17 protein-coding genes are annotated in these 16,828 nt (G+C 74.2%); 11 read left to right on the top strand and 6 right to left on the bottom strand.

The window, feature by feature from the left end; all coding sequences use genetic code 11:
- Nucleotides 1-117: 117 nt before the first annotated feature.
- Nucleotides 118-297: an antitoxin gene (locus ACFXAM_RS18950; RefSeq protein WP_380292594.1), complete on the bottom strand. Its 180-nt coding sequence runs from the start codon at nt 295-297 to the stop codon at nt 118-120.
- Nucleotides 298-526: 229 nt separating this feature from the next.
- On the opposite strand from ACFXAM_RS18950, the gene ACFXAM_RS18945 reads away from it, so the two are divergent.
- From ACFXAM_RS18945 to thrS, 5 genes are all read left to right on the top strand, one after another.
- Nucleotides 527-2,017: a M28 family metallopeptidase gene (locus ACFXAM_RS18945; RefSeq protein ID WP_380292621.1), complete on the top strand. Its 1,491-nt coding sequence runs from the start codon at nt 527-529 to the stop codon at nt 2,015-2,017.
- A gap of 185 nt (nt 2,018-2,202) precedes the next feature.
- Nucleotides 2,203-3,615 carry a dihydrolipoyl dehydrogenase gene (lpdA, locus tag ACFXAM_RS18940; protein WP_380292593.1) on the top strand — a complete coding sequence of 471 codons (1,413 nt, stop codon included), beginning with the start codon at nt 2,203-2,205 and terminating at the stop codon, nt 3,613-3,615.
- Nucleotides 3,616-3,845: 230 nt separating this feature from the next.
- Complete coding sequence (locus ACFXAM_RS18935) at nt 3,846-5,183, top strand: hypothetical protein (RefSeq protein WP_380292591.1); 1,338 nt, start codon at nt 3,846-3,848, stop codon at nt 5,181-5,183.
- A 61-nt stretch (nt 5,184-5,244) separates the two neighbouring features.
- Nucleotides 5,245-5,976, top strand: coding sequence for a leucine-rich repeat domain-containing protein (locus ACFXAM_RS18930; RefSeq protein ID WP_380292589.1), 732 nt, complete (start codon nt 5,245-5,247; stop codon nt 5,974-5,976).
- 223 nt (nt 5,977-6,199) lie between these two features.
- A complete protein-coding gene (thrS, locus tag ACFXAM_RS18925) occupies nt 6,200-7,492 on the top strand; it encodes a threonine--tRNA ligase (RefSeq protein ID WP_380292587.1) in 1,293 nt (430 codons plus the stop codon).
- Here thrS and ACFXAM_RS18920 read toward each other — a convergent pair.
- The gene (locus ACFXAM_RS18920; RefSeq protein ID WP_380292585.1) at nt 7,486-7,917 is read right to left on the bottom strand and encodes a VOC family protein; all 432 of its coding nucleotides are present in this window, start codon (nt 7,915-7,917) and stop codon (nt 7,486-7,488) included. The two genes, thrS and ACFXAM_RS18920, sit on opposite strands and share 7 nt — an antisense overlap.
- An 86-nt stretch (nt 7,918-8,003) precedes the next feature.
- On the opposite strand from ACFXAM_RS18920, the gene ACFXAM_RS18915 reads away from it, so the two are divergent.
- On the top strand, nt 8,004-8,474 hold the full coding sequence (locus ACFXAM_RS18915; RefSeq protein WP_380292583.1) for a MarR family winged helix-turn-helix transcriptional regulator: 471 nt from the start codon (nt 8,004-8,006) through the stop codon (nt 8,472-8,474).
- A gap of 19 nt (nt 8,475-8,493) precedes the next feature.
- Here the strand turns inward: ACFXAM_RS18915 and ACFXAM_RS18910 are convergent, their stop codons facing one another.
- Nucleotides 8,494-9,144 carry a C40 family peptidase gene (locus ACFXAM_RS18910; protein WP_380292581.1) on the bottom strand — a complete coding sequence of 217 codons (651 nt, stop codon included), beginning with the start codon at nt 9,142-9,144 and terminating at the stop codon, nt 8,494-8,496.
- 203 nt (nt 9,145-9,347) lie between these two features.
- Between ACFXAM_RS18910 and ACFXAM_RS18905 the strand changes: the two genes are divergently transcribed.
- Entirely contained in the window at nt 9,348-9,752 is a 405-nt protein-coding gene (locus tag ACFXAM_RS18905; protein ID WP_380292579.1) for a RidA family protein, read from the top strand.
- 165 nt (nt 9,753-9,917) lie between these two features.
- A complete protein-coding gene (locus tag ACFXAM_RS18900) occupies nt 9,918-10,649 on the top strand; it encodes a ScbR family autoregulator-binding transcription factor (RefSeq protein WP_380292577.1) in 732 nt (243 codons plus the stop codon).
- An 87-nt stretch (nt 10,650-10,736) separates the two neighbouring features.
- Here ACFXAM_RS18900 and ACFXAM_RS18895 read toward each other — a convergent pair whose 3' ends face one another.
- The 3 genes from ACFXAM_RS18895 to ACFXAM_RS18885 all read right to left on the bottom strand — a co-directional run bounded on the left by ACFXAM_RS18895 (nt 10,737) and on the right by ACFXAM_RS18885 (nt 13,043).
- Nucleotides 10,737-11,366, bottom strand: coding sequence for a maleylpyruvate isomerase N-terminal domain-containing protein (locus ACFXAM_RS18895; protein WP_380292575.1), 630 nt, complete (start codon nt 11,364-11,366; stop codon nt 10,737-10,739).
- A gap of 75 nt (nt 11,367-11,441) precedes the next feature.
- A complete protein-coding gene (locus ACFXAM_RS18890; RefSeq protein ID WP_380292573.1) occupies nt 11,442-12,509 on the bottom strand; it encodes a TIGR03617 family F420-dependent LLM class oxidoreductase in 1,068 nt (355 codons plus the stop codon).
- Between the two features lie 60 nt (nt 12,510-12,569).
- Nucleotides 12,570-13,043: a MarR family winged helix-turn-helix transcriptional regulator gene (locus tag ACFXAM_RS18885; protein ID WP_380292571.1), complete on the bottom strand. Its 474-nt coding sequence runs from the start codon at nt 13,041-13,043 to the stop codon at nt 12,570-12,572.
- 157 nt (nt 13,044-13,200) lie between these two features.
- Between ACFXAM_RS18885 and ACFXAM_RS18880 the strand changes: the two genes are divergently transcribed.
- From ACFXAM_RS18880 to ACFXAM_RS18870, 3 genes are all read left to right on the top strand, one after another.
- On the top strand, nt 13,201-14,685 hold the full coding sequence (locus ACFXAM_RS18880) for an MFS transporter (protein ID WP_380292619.1): 1,485 nt from the start codon (nt 13,201-13,203) through the stop codon (nt 14,683-14,685).
- A gap of 158 nt (nt 14,686-14,843) precedes the next feature.
- A complete protein-coding gene (locus tag ACFXAM_RS18875; protein ID WP_380292569.1) occupies nt 14,844-16,502 on the top strand; it encodes an AMP-binding protein in 1,659 nt (552 codons plus the stop codon).
- A gap of 158 nt (nt 16,503-16,660) precedes the next feature.
- Complete coding sequence (locus ACFXAM_RS18870) at nt 16,661-16,783, top strand: hypothetical protein (RefSeq protein WP_380292567.1); 123 nt, start codon at nt 16,661-16,663, stop codon at nt 16,781-16,783.
- The last annotated feature ends 45 nt before the right edge of the window (nt 16,784-16,828 follow it).

Raw genomic sequence — 16,828 nt, 5'->3', positions numbered from 1 at the left:
TATAATTATTAATTATTATAAAACCCCAAAAAACCGCCCCCGGGTGGTGGGCGGGGGGCTACCCCCCCCCACGAACCGGGGCGGCGGGCCGCAGGGCGGCCCTGGCGGGGACGAGGACTACTGCGGCGGGCGGTCGTCGCGCAGCTGGTCCTTGAGCTTCTCCTGGCCCGTGTCGACCTGGCTGCTGTACTTGCCCTGCGTACGTTCGTCGACCATGTCGCCGGCCTTGTCGACGCCCTTCTCGGCCTGGTCCTCATGGCCCTTGAGCATGCTCTTGAGCTTGTCGAACATGGACATGTGGTCACACTCCCGGATGAGACGGCCCCACTACTCCCAGCATCGCCGCACCCCGGGGTGTCCGCATCCGGTCAGCTTCCGCGCCGGGGTTGGCAAGGCGTCGAGGAACATGTCAAATCGGGAGTCCCACGGACCGTCGGAAGGACAAGCCTTGAACGCTCGGACCGGTCGCCCGGCCGCCACCCGCCGCGCCCGCACCGCCCCCGCCCGCCGGACGGCGGGCGCCGTGCTGGCGGTGGCCGCGCTGGTGACCCCGCTGCTGCTGGTCGGCACCGGCAGTGCCGCCGCCGACCCGGACCCGGGGCGCAAGGGCGCGAAGCTCGCCACCCGTTTGGCGCAGGAGAGCACCGCCGACGGCGCCCACGACACCCTGGAGGCGCTCCAGCGGATCGCCCGCCGCAACGGCGGCAACCGGGTGGCCGGCTCGGCCGGCCACGACCAGTCCGCCCGCTACGTCTACGAGCAGGCCCGCCGGGCCGGGCTCAAGGTGTCCAAGCAGGAGTTCGAGTACACGTTCTTCCAGGAGCTGTCCGAGCGGTTCTCGGTGGTCTCCCCGCAGGCCGAGGACATCGCGATCAAGGCGATGACCTACTCCGTCGGGGGCCCGGACGGCGGCCTGACCGCCGCGCTCGCGGTCGTCCCGGTGGACGCCACCACCGGCTGCGAGGCGGCCGACTACGCCGGTGGCGCCGTCACCGGCCGGATCGCGCTGATCCGGCGCGGCGGCTGCGGCTTCGCGGTCAAGCAGGCCGCGGCGGCGGACGCGGGCGCCCTCGGCGCGGTGATCTACAACAACGTCGAGGGGGACCTCAACGGCACCCTCGGCGAGCCCGACCTCGGCCGGATCCCGGTCGGCGGCATCTCCCAGGCCGCCGGACAGGCGCTCGCCGCCCGGGCGGCCGCCGGGCCGGTCACCGTGGCCCTGGACATCCGCACCCACATGGAGAAGCGCACCACCTGGAACGTGATCGCCGAGACCCGCGGCGGAGACCCGGCGAACACCGTCGTGATCGGCTCGCACCTCGACTCGGTGCTGGCCGGCCCCGGCATCAACGACAACGGCTCCGGCTCGGCCGGCATCCTGGAGGTCGCCAAGAACCTCGGCAACCGGCCGGTGAAGAACAAGGTCCGGTTCGCCTGGTGGTCCGCCGAGGAGTTCGGCCTGCGCGGCTCCGCGGCGTACGTGAAGTCGCTCTCCGAGGCCGAGCGGCAGAAGATCAAGCTCTACCTGAACTTCGACATGATCGCCTCGCCCAACTCGGCGCAGTTCGTCTACGACGGCGACGACTCCGACCACGTCGGCTCCGGCCCCGGCCCGGACGGCTCCGCCCAGCTGGAGCGGCACATCACCGACTACCTCGACCGCCGCGGCCTGCCGCACGAGGGCACCGACTTCACCGGCCGCTCCGACTACGGTCCGTTCATCGACGCGGGCATCCCGGCCGGCGGCACCGACACCGGCGCCGAGGTGATCAAGACCGCCGCCCAGGCCGCCACCTACGGCGGCACCGCCGGCCAGGCCTTCGACCCCTGCTACCACAAGGCCTGCGACGACCTGCGCAACCTGGACATGAGGGCCTTCGACGTCAACATCGACGTCATCGCGGACTCGGTGGGCACCTACGCCTGGGACCTCTCCTCGCTGCACGCCCCCGTCGCCGCGCAGCGCACCGAGGGCGGCACCCTCCAGGAGGGCCACGCGCACGGCACCGAGGCCTGACACGCCCCTCCGGGACACCCGGCCCGGCACCCCGTCCGCCGTGCGGAGCACGGTCGGTGCGGGGCGCCGGGCCGGCAACCCGGTCGGGGGTCCGACGGCGGGGGTCCGATGGGTGCGCGGGGCGGTGGCCTGACACCATGGCACCGAGATCACGACACCGTGACACCCTCGGAGGAGTCAGCACCATGAGCAGCACGCACTACGACGTCGTCGTCCTCGGCGCCGGCCCCGGCGGCTACACCGCGGCCGTCCGCTCCGCCCAGCTCGGCCTGAAGGTCGCCGTCGTCGAGTCGAAGTACTGGGGCGGCGTCTGCCTGAACGTCGGCTGCATCCCCTCCAAGGCGCTGCTGCGCAACGCCGAGCTCGCGCACATCGTCACCAAGGAGGCCAAGACCTTCGGCATCAAGGTCGAGGGCCAGGTCACCTTCGACTACAGCGAGGCGTTCAAGCGCAGCCGTACCGTCGCCGACGGCCGCGTCAAGGGCGTCCACTACCTGATGAAGAAGAACGGCATCACGGAGTACGACGGCCGCGGCACCTTCGTCGACGACCGCACCCTTCAGGTCGCCCTCAACGGCGGCGGCTTCGAGGTCGTCACCTTCGACCACTGCATCATCGCCGCCGGTGCCACCACCCGGCTGCTGCCCGGCACCAGCCTGAGCGACCGCGTGGTCACCTACGAGGAGCAGATCCTCACCGAGGAACTGCCCGGCAGCATCGTCATCGCCGGCGCCGGCGCGATCGGCGTCGAGTTCGCCTACGTGCTGCACAACTACGGCGTGCAGGTCACCATCGTCGAGTTCCTCGACCGGATGGTGCCGCTGGAGGACGCCGAGGTCTCCGCCGAGCTGGCCAAGCAGTACCGCAAGCTCGGCATCCAGGTGCTCACCTCGACCCGGGTCGACTCGATCGACGACAAGGACCCGGCCGCCAAGGTCAAGGTCACCGTCACCGCCAAGGACGGGCAGCAGCAGGTCCTGGAGGCCGACAAGGTGCTCCAGGCGATCGGCTTCGCCCCGCGCGTGCACGGCTACGGCCTGGAGAACACCGGGGTCAAGCTGACCGAGCGCGGCGCCATCGCGGTCGACGGCCGCGGCCGGACCAACGTCCCGCACATCTTCGCCATCGGGGACGTCACCGCGAAGCTGATGCTGGCGCACGCCGCCGAGGCCATGGCCGTGATCGCCGCCGAGACCATCGGCGACGCGGAGACCATGGAGGTGGACTTCGCGATGATCCCGCGCGCCACCTACTGCCAGCCGCAGATCGCGAGCTTCGGCTACACCGAGGCGCAGGCCCGCGACCTGGGCCACGACGTCAAGGTCGCCAAGTTCCCGTTCACCGCCAACGGCAAGGCACACGGCCTCGGCCACCCGACCGGCTTCGTCAAGGTCATCTGCGACAACACCCACGGCGAGCTGCTCGGCGCCCACCTGATCGGGCCCGAGGTCACCGAGCTGCTGCCGGAGCTGACGCTGGCCCAGCAGTGGGACCTCACCGTGCACGAGGTCGCCCGCAACGTCCACGCCCACCCGACCCTGGGCGAGGCGGTCAAGGAGGCGATCCACGGTCTGGCCGGCCACATGATCAACATGTGAGCGCGCACCCTTCCGTCGCGCCGGGCCCGTCCGGCGGGGGACCCACCCCGCCGGGCGGGCCCGTCCCGTCACCGCCCCACTCGCCGGTCCACGAACCGTCGCCCGGACTCGACCTCCTCTCCAACTGCCTTTGTCTGTAGCGGGTTTATTGCTCATCGTTGCCTGGGTACGGGCGCCTGACCCGTCCGGGGGCAGGCCCCGGAACACCGGGACGAGGGGGGAACTCCTACATGCGCACCCATCGAACGCGCCGGATCGGCGCCAGGGCGACGGCCCTGCTGGCCGCCGTCCTGCTGTTGCTGCTCGGCCTCCCGCAGGGCGCCGGGGCCGTGCAGGTCCGCGGCTACACCGGTTGGTCGGTCCTCATGTGCAAGGTCTCCGACAACACCTCCGAACCGCACACCGCCGCCTGGCTGCGGAACTTCTTCACCGACTCCGGCGCCGGCACCGGCGGCATGTACGACTACTTCAACAGCGTCTCGGCCGGCGCCGTGCAGATCCGCAACTCCAACACCGCCGGCTGGTACACCCTGCCCTACACCCTCGCCCAGGAGCAGGGCCGCGACCGCTGGACCCGCTTCCAGGACTGCGTCGCCGCCGCGCGCGCCGGCGGCTACACCGTCCCGGCCGGGCACCGCACCGTCGTCGTCACCAACGTCGGCATCGACTGGTGGGGCGCCAACGGCGCGGTCTACCTGGACGGCAGCGGCCTCGGCTCGGTCTCCGTCGCCCACGAGATGCTGCACGGCTACGGGCTCGGGCACTCCTTCTCCAACGACACCGGCTACCGCAACGCCCCGTGGTCGCAGCCGGGCGAGTACGACGACCCGTGGGACGAGATGAGCGCCGCCAACGTCTACAGCTCCGGCACCGGCGGCACCTACGGCAACGCCAAGCCGGCCGGCCTGGCCGCCTACCACCTCGACAAGCTCGGCTGGGTGGACCACAGCCGGGTGGCGGTCGCCCCGGCCGGCTGGAGCAGCTACACCCTCACGTCCTTCCAGAGCGACGACGGCACCCACCCGCAACTGCTGCGGGTGCCGATCGGAACCGACCCGTTCCACTACTACACCGTGGAGTTCACCCGGAAGCTCGGCTACTCCGCGGGCATCCCGAACGACGTCGTCCTGATCCACGAGATCGTCAACGGCACGCCCTACCTCCAGCGGACCCTGGACGGCGGCGCCCGGCTGCCCGTCACCTCGCTGAACGCCAACGGCGACTCGATCACGACCTCGGTCAACGGCGCCACCGCCAACGTCACCGTCTACTCGGCCACGTCGGCGGCCGTCTACGGGCCCAACACCTGTACCGCCGGCTACGTCTGGCGGGACGGCGACAACCGCGACTACACCTGCGTGACGCCGGCGACCCGCAGCCAGGCCGCCGCCGACAACGCGGCCCGCTTCAGCCGCTGGGTCTCCGGCCCCTACGGCCCGCACACCTGCGTCAACGGCTACGTGTGGCGCGAGGGCTGGCCGGGCGACGACGTCTGCGTGACCCCGGCGACCCGCAGCCAGGCCGCCGCCGACAACGCCGCCGCCCCCTCCCGCGTCCTGCACCCCTGACCGCCGGCCGGTGACCGCACCCGGCCCGCCCCGTGCGGGCCGGGTGCGGCAGGATGACCGGATGACCGACAGCACCCTCAACCTCTGGCGCCGGCGACTCGGCACCGTCCCCGGCGAGGTCTGGGAGCGCACCGACCTGACGGTGCTCATCCTCGCCGAGACCGGCATCACCGAAGTCCCGCCCGCCATCGGCCGGTTGAGCCGGCTGCGCACCCTCGACCTCGGACACAACCGGATCGCCGGGGTGCCGGAGGAGATCGGCGACCTGGCGGGCCTCACCGACTTCCTCTACCTGCACGACAACGCGCTCACCGCGCTGCCCGACGCCCTCGGCCGGCTCACCGCGCTGCGCTACCTCAACATCGGCGAGAACCGGCTCGCCGAACTCCCCGACGCCCTCGGCGCGATGACCGCACTGGTGGAACTCCGCGCCCAGCACAACCGCCTCACCGCGCTGCCCGGCTCGCTCGGCACCCTGCCCGCGCTGCGCGAACTCTGGCTGCGCGGCAACGCGTTGACCGCCCTGCCGGACTCCTTCGCGGGCCTCGCCGAACTGCGCGAGCTGGAACTGCGGGAGAACGCGCTGACCGAGGTGCCGGCGGCGCTGGCCGGGCTGCCGCGGCTGCGCCGGCTCGACCTGCGCGGCAACCGGATCACCGGGCTGCCGGACTGGCTGGCGGACCCGGCCGCGCTGCCCGCGCTGGAGAAGCTCGACCTGCGGTGGAACGCGGTGGAACCGGCCCCCGCGCTGCTGGCGGCGCTGGCGGCCCGCGGCTGCCACGTCCTGCACTGAGGCCGCTGCGGGCGGCGCGCGGCGCGCGGCGAAAACCGCTCGTCCGGCCGGTGCTCCGGTGCTAGCGTCGTTCCCATGAAGCGCGCCGCAGCCGTCCTCACGACGACGCCGGAGAGAGTCCCGGCGCGCTGACTGCTGACCCAGTTCGAAGCCCCGGGGCGAGTGCCCCGGGGCTTCGCCGTACCGGTCCACTCGCCCGCCGACCCGAGTGGAGACCACCGCCATGAGCAGCAACCCCGCCGCATCCCGGGCCGTGCCCGCCCCGGCCCCCGCCGCCGACCACCGCCGGCTCGGCCGGGAACTCGGACTCTTCGGCACCGACCCGCTGATCGGCTCCGGCCTCCCGTACTGGCTGCCCGACGGCGCCGCGATCCGGCACGCCCTGGAGGAGTTCGTCCGCGGGCGCGAGCGGCGCGCCGGCTACCGCCACGTCTACTCGCCGGTGCTCGGCAAACGCGAGCTCTACGAGATCTCCGGCCACTGGCAGCACTACCACGAGGACATGTTCCCGCCGATGGACCTGGGCGCCGAGCAGGTCGTCCTGCGGCCCAGCCTCTGCCCGCACCACGCCCTGATCTACCGGTCGCGGGCCCGCAGCCACCGCGAACTCCCGCTGCGGATCGCCGAACTGGGCGGCATGTACCGCTCGGAGCCGTCCGGGGTGCTCGGCGGCCTGACCCGGGTGCGGGCCATCCAGCTCAACGACGCGCACGTCTTCTGCACCCCTGAACAGGCCGCCGACGAGGCGCTCGCCGCCCTGGAGCTGATCGGCGAGGCACACCGCGCCCTCGGCATCCGCCCGGTGCGCCACCGACTCTCGCTGCCGGGCGCGGGCGGCACGTACGTGGCCGACCCGGCGCTCTGGGAGCGGGCCACCGCGCTGCTGACCGGGGTGCTGGAGCGCTCCGGGGTGCCGTTCGAGGCCGCGGAGGGGGAGGCGGCCTTCTACGGACCGAAGATCGACGTCCAGATCGCCGACGCCGCCGGGCGCGAGTCCACCCTCTCCACCGTCCAGATCGACTTCCACCAGCCGGAGCGGTTCGGCCTGCGGTACACCGGCCCGGACGGCGCCGCGCACCGCCCGGTGATGGTGCACCGCAGCGTCATCGGCAGCGTCGAGCGGGTCGTCGCCCATCTGATCGAGCTGTACCGCGGGGCCTTCCCGGCCTGGCTGGCACCGACCCAGCTGGTGCTGCTGCCGCTGTCCGAGGGGGAGCGGGAGCGGGCCGAGCGGGTGCGCGGGCGCTGCCTCGACCTCGGACTGCGGGCCGAGGTCGCCGGACCCGAGGGGGGCAGCCTCGGCGCCCGGATCCGGGAGGCGAGGCTGGTCCCGTACCAGGCGGTCATCGGCCCCCGGGAGGCGGCGGACGACCTGCTGGCGCTGCGTCTGCGCGACGGCCGGCGCCCCGCCCCGCTGCCGGTGGCCGAGGCGCTGGCCCGGATCGGGGCGCTGGTGGACGCCTGCGCCCCGGAGCTGTGGGGCGACGCCCCCGGGGGTGGCCCGGGGCGTCAGTAGGACTGGAGCTCGATCAGCCGCCCCTCCGGGTCGCGCACGTGCGCGGTGCGCAGGCCCGGGCCCCACTCCGGGCGGTCGGCGGGTCCGGTGACGGGCCCGCCGCCGTGCCGCAGGCAGTGGGCGAGGGCCTGCTCGACGTCGCCGACCCGCAGGACCAGCATCGCCGTGTCCTGGGCGGCGGCCGGTACGGCGGGCGGCGCGGTGGCCGGTACGGCGGGCGGCGCGGCGGTGCCGACGGCGGCGGCCAGCTGTCCGCGGTCGAACAGCGCGAGTGCGGTCCGGCCGTCGAGGTCCCAGGAGGCGTACGGGCCGCCGGGGGCGCCCTCGGCCGGCGCGACGCCGGTCAGCGGCGGCAGCACGGCGTCGTAGAAGGCGAAGCAGGCGGGGAAGTCGGCGACGAGCAGACGGTGGTACGGCGCGTCCATGGCGGGCGGGGCTCCCTCGGGGAAACGGCGGGTCTCGATAATCGTGGGTCGCCACCCACTATAGGGTCGGACCCTAGACTTGTCCCATGGCTTCCGAGGAACCCGCGTCCACCGCCGCGTCCACCCCGCCGACGCTGCTGGACCTCAGCACCTACCTGCTCTCGCGCACCGGGAAGGCGGCCCGCGCCCGGCTGGCCGAGCGGCTCGCCCGCCGGGGGCTGCGGCTGTGGGACATGGCGGTGCTCGCCGCGCTCGCCGACTTCGGGCCGCACGCGCAGCGCGACCTGGTGCGCCGGCTCGGGGTGGACCCCAGCGACATGGCCAAGGTCGCCGACGGGCTGGCCGCCGCCGGCTACGTCGAACGGGCCCGGGACACCGCCGACCGCCGGCGCGTCTCGGTCACCGTCACCGACGCCGGCCGCGCGCTGCTCGCCGAACTGCGCGCCGAGGCGCTCGCCGTCCAGGACGAGGTGCTCGCCCCGCTGAGTGCGGAGGAGCGCCAGGTGCTGCACGAGCTGCTCGGCCGCCTCCACGCGCGGCTCGCCGGAGCCCCGTGAGGGCCCGCCGCCCGGACGCTCAGCCGGACGCCGCGGGGCGGCGGGCGCCCGCGAACTCCCCGGCCCACCTGGGGATGCCGAACACGCCCTCCAGCCGGGCCACCAGGGTCCCGGTGCGCTCGGCGTGGACCATCGCGCCGTCGCCGGCCCAGATGCCGACGTGGTGCAGCGGCGCGTCGGGGCGGGAGAAGAACAGCAGGTCCCCGGGGAGCAGCGCGGACCGCTCCACCGGGGCGGAGCGGTGGTACTGGGCGACGGTGTAGTGGGCCAGCTCGACGGCGCCGGCGCTCGCCCGGTACCAGCAGTACAGCGACAGCCCGCTGCAGTCGTAGCCGACCGTGCGCTCGCCGAGGCACTGGCCGTCGAGGTAGCCGTTCTCCTCGTCGCAGAATCCGAGGCTCGCGCCCAGCCGGTCCCCGCCGCCCCAGGCGTACGGCACGCCGATCTGCCCGGCGGCCACCGCCGCGACCCGGCGGCCGAGCGCGGCCTGCGGGCCGCTGCCCCCGGGGCGGTCGGCGGCGGGGCGGTCGGCGGCGGGGCGGTCGGTGGCGGGGTCGGCAGCCGCGGGGGCCGCGGGGCCCGCGCCCAGGGCGGGGGCGAGACCGGCCCCCAGGGCGAGTCCCAGCATCCGGCGGCGGCCCCAGGTCCCGGTGCGGTGCGGAAGCGGCATGCGGACTCCCTCGGTCGTCGGCGAACCGGGCGAGCCACCAGGATCCCGGTCGGCGCGGGCGCCCCGCCATCACCCGCACCGGTGAATTCGCGGGCCGGCGGCCCGCGCCCCGCCGGGCCGCGGGCCGGAAATCGATTGACGCTGCCGCCGGAGGTTCCGACGATGGGGCGCGGCAGGACCGAACGATCATCCGGGAGGGACCCATGAGCAGTTCCGTCAGACTGGTCCGCAACAAGCGCCTCACCCAGGCCGTCGACTACGCCTACGCGGCCGCCGTCGACGCGCCCGTCCGTTCGCTCTGGCTGGCCGGGGCCTGTCCGCTGGACGCGGAGGGGCGCACGGTGGCGGTGGGCGACTACGTCGGCCAGGCCCATCAGGTGATGCGCAACCTGCTGACCGTCCTGGAGGACGAGGGCGCCGCGCTCACCGACCTGGTGCGCACCACGGTGTACGTCGCCTCCTCCCGGCAGGCGGACCTGGGGGCCGTCTGGAACGTCTACCGCGAGTACCTCGGCGAGCACGACGTGCCGAGCACCCTGCTCGGCGTCTCCGTGCTCGGGTACCACGACCAGCTCGTCGAGGTGGAGGCGGTCGCCGTGCTGGGCTGACGGGCGGCGCCGGGGCGAGGTCCGGGCCCGGCCACCCGCTCGGTATCCTCGGACACCGCGTGTGCACGGCCCTCGGCGCGGGAGCGCCACCGGGCGGGTGGGCGGCCCCGGGTAAGATACGGGCTGTTTGGTTTTGTTGCGGGTGTGCGGGCGGGGGTGGTCGTGGTGGCGCGACAGGAGCGGGCACTGCGGACGCGGCGGCTGATTCTGGAGGCCGCGGCCTCGGTGTTCGACGAGTGCGGCTACGAGCGGGCGACCATCGGCGAGGTCGTCGCCCGGGCCGGGGTGACCCGGGGCGCCGTCTACTTCCACTTCGCCTCCAAGCGCGACCTCGCGCAGGGCGTCATCGAGGGGCAGTTCGAGGCCGAGGCCGTGCCGGAGCGCTCGTGCAAGCTGCAGGAGTTCGTGGACACCGGGATGGTGGTCACCCATCTGGTGCCGATCGACCCGCTGGTCAGCGCCGGTGTGCGGCTCTCGGTGGACCAGGGGGCGGAGGGCCACCTGGGCTTCGACGCCGCACCGGGCTGGATCGCCCGGCTGGAGCGGCTGCTGATCCTGGCGGGCGGGCGGGGCGAGCTGCTGCCGCACGTGGTGCCGGCCGACACGGCCGGGCTGATGACGGCGTCCTGGGTGGGCGTGCAGCTCCAGTCGCAGCGGTTCACCGGCCGGGCCGACCTCGCGCAGCGGGTCGCCACGCTGTACCGCCACCTGATGCCGAGCATCGCCGTGCCCGGGGTGCTGGCCTGTCTCGACCTGGCCCCCGACCGCGGTGCGCGGGTCCACGCCGAGATGGTGGCCGCACGCGGCGCGGCGGAGGCGGACTCCGCGGCCGCCGACGCGTCCGGGGTGACCGGCGGGGCCGACGGGGCCGACGGGGCCGACGGGGCCGGAGAATGATACGGCGCGTCCGGTTTTCCCGGCCGGGTCACCCACCGGTGTGCGACTGCGGAGCGTAGCCGCCGCCCGGTCGTCCCCGACGGCTCGTCAGCGGATCACCGGGAGCACGGGGTTGCCGGTCCGTCCGGCCGCCGCCTCGATGAACTCCACCGGATCGGCCACCTCCGCCAGCAGGATCCGGGTGGCCTCCAGCGCCGCCGACGGGGGCGGCGGGCCGCCGACCGCCGCCGTCAGGTCGAGCAGGTGGACGGTCGCCTCCATCACGGCCACCTCGACGAGCGCGTCGAGGGCGACGGTGGTCAGCAGGGGATGGCCGATCGCCGTGTCCGGCGACAGCTTCGCGATCCGGGCCAGCACCTGCGGTCCCTCCTCGGCGAACCGGGCGACCAGGGCCTGCGGGCCCACCGCCGCAGCCGTCTGCCGGGCGGTGTCCGCGATCAGTGCGGCCGCGGTGTGCGCCACCCCGCCGGGCCGGTTGTACGCCCGCAGCACGGCGGAGCCGCGTGCCACCGCGGGCGGGCCGTCGACCGCCGCGCCCTCCGCCCGGGCGAACAGCTCCGGTGTGGCGGCCACGTGCGCGTACAGGTCGCGCACCGTCCAGCCCGGCAGCCGGGTGCTCCGCTCCCACTGCCCGGCGTCGAAGCCCGCGCCGCGCTCCGCCCAGCTCCCCCACAGCTCGGCCAGCAGCCCCGGCCGGCCGTCCTTCTGACGCTCCATCGCCCCGCTCCTCCCGACGGTGTACGGACCACCGCCCACCGTAGAACACACCCGCGCCGCGGCGGGCGGCGGGAGTCACCGCGGTGCGGGCCCCTCCAATGCGCGCAGGGCGTCCAGCACGTCCAGGCCGAGACCGGGCGCGGCGTCCTCCGGCAGGCTGACCGAGACCCGGGTGGCCAGGCCCGCGTACCGGCGGTGGATCTCCCGGGCGGCCTCCTCGACCGTGCCGGTGACGGCGAAGGTGTGGAGGACCCGGTCGTCGATCAGCGCGGCCATCTCGGGCCAGCGGCCGCGCAGCGACAGGCGGTGCAGTTCCTCGTGCAGGTCCTCCCAGCCGTGCTGCGCCAGCACCGGGCGGTAGGCGGGCGTGGAGGCGTAGAAGGCCAGCCGTTCGCGGACAGCCGCCAGGTTGGCGCGCAGCTCCTCCTCGGTGTGCCCGGTCGCGGTGAGCACGCTGCCGACGACCTCGAAGGGCCGCCCGGTCCACGGCGCACCCTCGGCCTCGGCCCGTCCGCGCTCCTCGGCGAGCGCCGGCAGCACCTGCCGGGTCAGGTAGTCGACGGAGGTGAACGGGTGGCTGAGGAAGCCGTCCGCCACCGCGCCCGCCGTGCGCACCATCAGCGGGCCGACGCCCGCCAGCAGGATCCTCGGCACCCCGGACGGGACCGGATCGGGGGAGAAGACCGGCGTCATCACCGTGTGGGCGTAGAAGTCGCCCCGGAAGCGCAGCCGTTCACCGGTCTGCCAGCTGTGCCAGATCGCCCGCACTGCGTGCACGTACTCGCGCATCCGCGCGGCGGGACGGTCCCAGGGCATCCCGAAACGCTTCTCGATGTGCGGTTTGACCTGGGAGCCGAGCCCGATGACGGCCCGTCCGCCGGAGGCCGCGTGCAGGCCCCACGCCTGGTAGGCGAGGGTCATCGGGGTCCGGGCGAGGGCGACGGCGACGCCGGTGGCCAGCTCGATGGAGCTGGTGCGGTCGGCCGCGCGGGCCAGCTGCAGGAAGGGGTCGTAGGCGGTCTCGGAGACCACCAGCCGGTCCGCGCCGCGCCGTTCGGCCTGCTCGGCGGCGTCCAGGATGCCGGCCGGGTGTGCCGGGGCGAGCGCGTCGAGGAGGAGGGCGGGGGACTGCGGGCGGTCCATGGGACGGGCTCCTGGTGGGCGGCGGGGTCCGGCGGCGTCGAGCGTGCGTGCCGGGCGGGATCAGGGGCGGGGCCAGGGTCGGCCGTCGAGCCGCTCGATGCCGGTGTTGAAGCGCCGCAGGAACGCGGCGAAGGCCTCGATGTCCTCGGAGGCCCAGTCGGCCATCACCAGGCCGAGGGCGTGGGCGTGCGCCGCGCGGTCCTCGTCGAGCCGCCGGTCGCCCTCCTCGGTGATCCGGAACTTGCGGGCCAGTCCGCCCTGCGGGTCGGGGATCCGCTCGACCAGCCCGGCCCGGGTCATCGCGGCGGTCTGCCGGTTGAGGGTGGAGGCGTCCAGCCCGAAGGCGTCGCTGAGCTCGCCGATCGACATCGGGCCCTGCACCCGGATCCGGCTGAGCAGGATGTACGCGCTGCGGTCGAGTCCGCTGCCGTGCGGCCGGACGCCGGCCGAGCTCAGGTAGTGGTGCCGGCTGAGCACCATGTACTCGAACGCCACCTCGTCGGTGGGCCCGCCGGGCTCGCTGGGTCCGCTCATGACGTCGTCCTTCCCGTCCCTGGCTCCGGCGCCCCGACCTGCGGTGTTTGCGCACAGTATGGCAGGCGTGCGCGCGCCGGAGTCGATATGCATCATGCATATCATGTGTAGGATGCATATCCTTCGCCCGCCGCACGTCCCCCAGGAGCCCCCGCCCATGGCCGCCGCCTCCCGCACCACCGCCCCGCGCACCACCGCCCCCGACCGGACCCGGGGCATCGTCGCCACCCTCGCCCTCACCGGCACGGTGGCCGCGATCATGCAGACCCTCGTCACCCCGCTGATCGGCGAGCTGCCGAAGATCCTCGGCACCTCCGCCTCCAACGCCTCCTGGGTGATCACCGCGACCCTGCTGTCGGCCGCCGTGTTCGTCCCGATCAGCGGCCGGCTCGGCGACCTGCTCGGCAAGCGCCGGATGCTGCTCGCCTGCTGCGCCCCGCTCCTGGTCGGCTCGGTGATCTGCGCGCTGACCTCCTCCGTCCTGCCGATGATCGTCGGGCGCGGACTGCAGGGCATGGGCATGGGGGTGGTCCCGCTCGGCATCAGCCTGCTGCGCGAAGTGCTGCCGCCCGAGCGGCTCGGCTCGGCGATCGCCCTGGTCAGCGCGTCGATGGGAATCGGCGGCGGCCTCGGCCTGCCCATCTCGGCGGCGGTCGCCCAGTACGCCAGCTGGCGCGCGCTGTTCTGGGGCGCGGCCGTCCTCACCGTGGCGATCGCCGCGATGATCCGCTTCCTGGTGCCCGCCCCCGCCACCGCCCCGGCCGGCGGCCGCTTCGACGCCGTCGGCGCGGCGGGCCTCGGCGCCGGACTGGTCTGCCTGCTGCTCCCGGTCTCCAAGGGCGGCGACTGGGGCTGGACCGACGGCACGACGCTCGGCCTGTTCACCGCCGCCGTCGTCCTGCTGCTGGCCTGGGGCGCGTGGGAGCTGCGCATCGCCGAACCGCTGGTCGACCTGCGGGTCACCGCCCGTCCCCGGGTGCTGCTGACCAACGTGGCGTCCGTGCTCGTCGGCTTCGGGATGTACGCGCAGGCGCTGATCATCCCGCAGCTGCTCCAGCTGCCCGAGGCCACCGGCTACGGCCTGGGCCGGTCGATGCTGGCGATGGGCCTGTGGATGGCGCCCTCCGGCCTGATGATGATGGTCGTCTCGCCGCTCGGCGGCAAGCTCTCGGCGGCGCGCGGGCCGAAGTTCACCCTGGTCGTCGGCGCCCTGGCGATCGCCGCCGGGTACGGACTGTCGATGCTGCTGATCGGCTCCACCTGGGGCGTGCTCATCGTGACGCTGGTCTGCAACGCCGGCGTGGGCCTCGCCTACGGCGCGATGCCGGCGCTGATCATGAGCGCCGTGCCGCTGTCCGAGACGGCCTCGGCCAACAGCTTCAACACCCTGATGCGTTCGCTCGGTACCTCGGTCTCCGCCGCCGTGGTCGGCGTGGTGCTCGCCCAGCTGACCACCACCACGGGCGGTCACGTCCTGCCCTCCGAGGCCGGCTTCCGGGTCGGCCTGCTGATCGGCTGCGGGGTGGCCCTGGTCGCCGCGGCGGTGGCCGCCACCATCCCGGTGCCGCCCGCCCAGGGCGCGCCGAGGACCACCGCCGGTACGCCGGAGCGGACCGCCGTGCGCGACGCCGCCTCCGCCTGACGGCCGGCCGGCTGCTCGCCCGCCCGCCCCTCGCCCCCGCCTGACCAGGCACGCCGCGCACCGCCCTCCCCCGACGGCGGTGCGCGAACGGGTGACGGGGCGGGGTGGTCTGCGTAGACTCGGGCGACTTGCGCCGGACGAGTCCAGGAGCCCTCACCATGACCTCGCCCTCCCCCTCTCCCAGCATCAGCGCCGGCGACACCTCCGTGCCGCTGCTGGAGCACACCATCGGTGCCGCGCTCGACCGCGCCGTGGCCGCCTTCCCCGACCGGGAGGCGCTGGTGGACCTCCCGAGCGGGCGGCGCTGGACCTACCGGGAACTGGCGGCGGAGGTGGACCGGCTCGCGCTCGGGCTGCTCGGCCTCGGGGTGCGGACCGGGGACCGGGTCGGGATCTGGGCGCCGAACTGCCCGGAGTGGGTGTTCACCCAGTACGCCACGGCTCGGATCGGCGCGATCCTGGTGACCGTCAACCCCGGCTACCGCGCCCACGAGGTCGAGTACGTGCTGCGCCAGTCGGGGATCCGCACGATGGTGGCGGTGCCGAGCTTCAAGACCTCCGACTACGCGGCCATGCTCGCCGAGGCCGGCCCGCGCTGCCCCGGCCTGCGGGACGTGCTGCTGATCGGCTCGCCCGGATGGGCGGAGCTCACCGCGGCGGGCGACGGCGGCGACCACGGGCGGTTGGCCGCGATCGGGGCCGGGCTGGGCCCGGACGACCCGATCAACATCCAGTACACCTCCGGAACCACCGGCTTCCCCAAGGGCGCCACGCTCTCCCACCGCAACATCCTCAACAACGGGTACTTCGTCGGTGAGCTCTGCGGCTACACGGAGGCGGACCGGATCTGCGTTCCGGTGCCGTTCTACCACTGCTTCGGCATGGTCATGGGGAACCTCGCGGCGCTCTCGCACGGGGCCTGCGTGGTGATCCCCGCCCCGGCCTTCGAGCCCGTCGCCACCCTGCGGGCGGTGGCCGCCGAGCGCTGCACCTCGCTCTACGGCGTGCCGACCATGTTCATCGCCGAACTCAACGACCCGGGCTTCGCGGAGCACGACCTGTCCAGCCTGCGCACCGGCATCATGGCCGGCTCGCCCTGCCCGACCGAGGTGATGAAGCAGGTCGTCGACCGGATGGGCATGCGGGACGTCTCGATCTGCTACGGCATGACCGAGACCTCCCCGGTGTCCACCCAGACCCGCGCCGAGGACCCGCTGGAGCGGCGGGTCTCCACCGTCGGCCGGGTCGGCCCGCACCTGGAGGTCAAGGTGGCCGACCCGCAGAGCGGCGGGACCGTGCCGCGCGGCACGCCCGGCGAACTGTGCACCCGGGGCTACTCGGTGATGCTCGGCTACTGGGACCAGCCCGACCGCACCGCCGAGGCGGTCGACGCCGACGGCTGGATGCACACCGGCGACCTCGCGGTGATGGACGAGGAGGGCTACCTCACCATCACCGGCCGGCTCAAGGACATGGTGATCCGCGGCGGCGAGAACATCTACCCGCGCGAGATCGAGGAGTTCCTGTACACCCACCCGGACGTCCAGGACGTCCAGGTCATCGGGGTGCCCGACGCCAAGTACGGCGAGGAGTTGATGGCCTGGGTCCGGCTGCGGCCCGGCGCGCCCGAGCTGACCGCCGAGGCGCTGCGCGCGTACTGCGCCGGCCGGATCGCCCACTACAAGGTGCCGCGCTACGTGCACCTGGTGGACGAGTTCCCGATGACGGTCACCGGGAAGATCCGCAAGGTGGAGATGCGGGAGCGGGCCGTCGGACTGCTCGGGCTGGACGGCGCGGCGGGCACCGAGCACGCCTGATCCCCCCGGCCCGGCCCGCCGGCCCGCCCTCGCCCGCCTGCCGGCGCGCCTGGCCCCGGAAGCCGGGATCGGGAACGAACCGACGGGCCGGCGCACGGCCTCCGGATCTGCGGCCGCTCGGCGGCCCGATCGGTGCCACGCCGTCCGGTGATCCGGCCGTGTCCCAGGACGCGGACAACCGGCTGCACGTCTTCGTCCCCTGCACCGACGAGACCGTCCGGCACATCTGGCAGCTCTCCGGCGGAGGATGGTCCGACTGGGCCTCGCTCGGAGCACCATGAGCACCGGGGCACCCCGGGCAGGGGGTGCCCCGAGCGGGTCAGGGC

Origin of the sequence: Kitasatospora sp. NPDC059462 (assembly GCF_042749955.1) — a bacterium.
Taxonomy (GTDB): Bacteria; Actinomycetota; Actinomycetes; order Streptomycetales; family Streptomycetaceae; genus Kitasatospora.
Note: the sequence above shows the minus strand (reverse complement) of the source record. Positions and strands in the feature narration are given on the sequence as shown.

Bases quoted from the DNA above. Each gene is read 5' to 3' on its own strand.
- ACFXAM_RS18950 (WP_380292594.1), bottom strand. From the start codon at position 297: ATGTCCATGTTCGACAAGCTCAAGAGCATGCTCAAGGGCCATGAGGAC.
- lpdA (WP_380292593.1), top strand. From the start codon at position 2,203: ATGAGCAGCACGCACTACGACGTCGTCGTCCTCGGCGCCGGCCCCGGC.
- ACFXAM_RS18935 (WP_380292591.1), top strand. From the start codon at position 3,846: ATGCGCACCCATCGAACGCGCCGGATCGGCGCCAGGGCGACGGCCCTG.
- ACFXAM_RS18930 (WP_380292589.1), top strand. From the start codon at position 5,245: ATGACCGACAGCACCCTCAACCTCTGGCGCCGGCGACTCGGCACCGTC.
- thrS (WP_380292587.1), top strand. From the start codon at position 6,200: ATGAGCAGCAACCCCGCCGCATCCCGGGCCGTGCCCGCCCCGGCCCCC.
- ACFXAM_RS18920 (WP_380292585.1), bottom strand. From the start codon at position 7,917: ATGGACGCGCCGTACCACCGTCTGCTCGTCGCCGACTTCCCCGCCTGC.
- ACFXAM_RS18915 (WP_380292583.1), top strand. From the start codon at position 8,004: ATGGCTTCCGAGGAACCCGCGTCCACCGCCGCGTCCACCCCGCCGACG.
- ACFXAM_RS18910 (WP_380292581.1), bottom strand. From the start codon at position 9,144: ATGCCGCTTCCGCACCGCACCGGGACCTGGGGCCGCCGCCGGATGCTG.
- ACFXAM_RS18905 (WP_380292579.1), top strand. From the start codon at position 9,348: ATGAGCAGTTCCGTCAGACTGGTCCGCAACAAGCGCCTCACCCAGGCC.
- ACFXAM_RS18895 (WP_380292575.1), bottom strand. From the start codon at position 11,366: ATGGAGCGTCAGAAGGACGGCCGGCCGGGGCTGCTGGCCGAGCTGTGG.
- ACFXAM_RS18890 (WP_380292573.1), bottom strand. From the start codon at position 12,509: ATGGACCGCCCGCAGTCCCCCGCCCTCCTCCTCGACGCGCTCGCCCCG.
- ACFXAM_RS18885 (WP_380292571.1), bottom strand. From the start codon at position 13,043: ATGAGCGGACCCAGCGAGCCCGGCGGGCCCACCGACGAGGTGGCGTTC.
- ACFXAM_RS18880 (WP_380292619.1), top strand. From the start codon at position 13,201: ATGGCCGCCGCCTCCCGCACCACCGCCCCGCGCACCACCGCCCCCGAC.
- ACFXAM_RS18875 (WP_380292569.1), top strand. From the start codon at position 14,844: ATGACCTCGCCCTCCCCCTCTCCCAGCATCAGCGCCGGCGACACCTCC.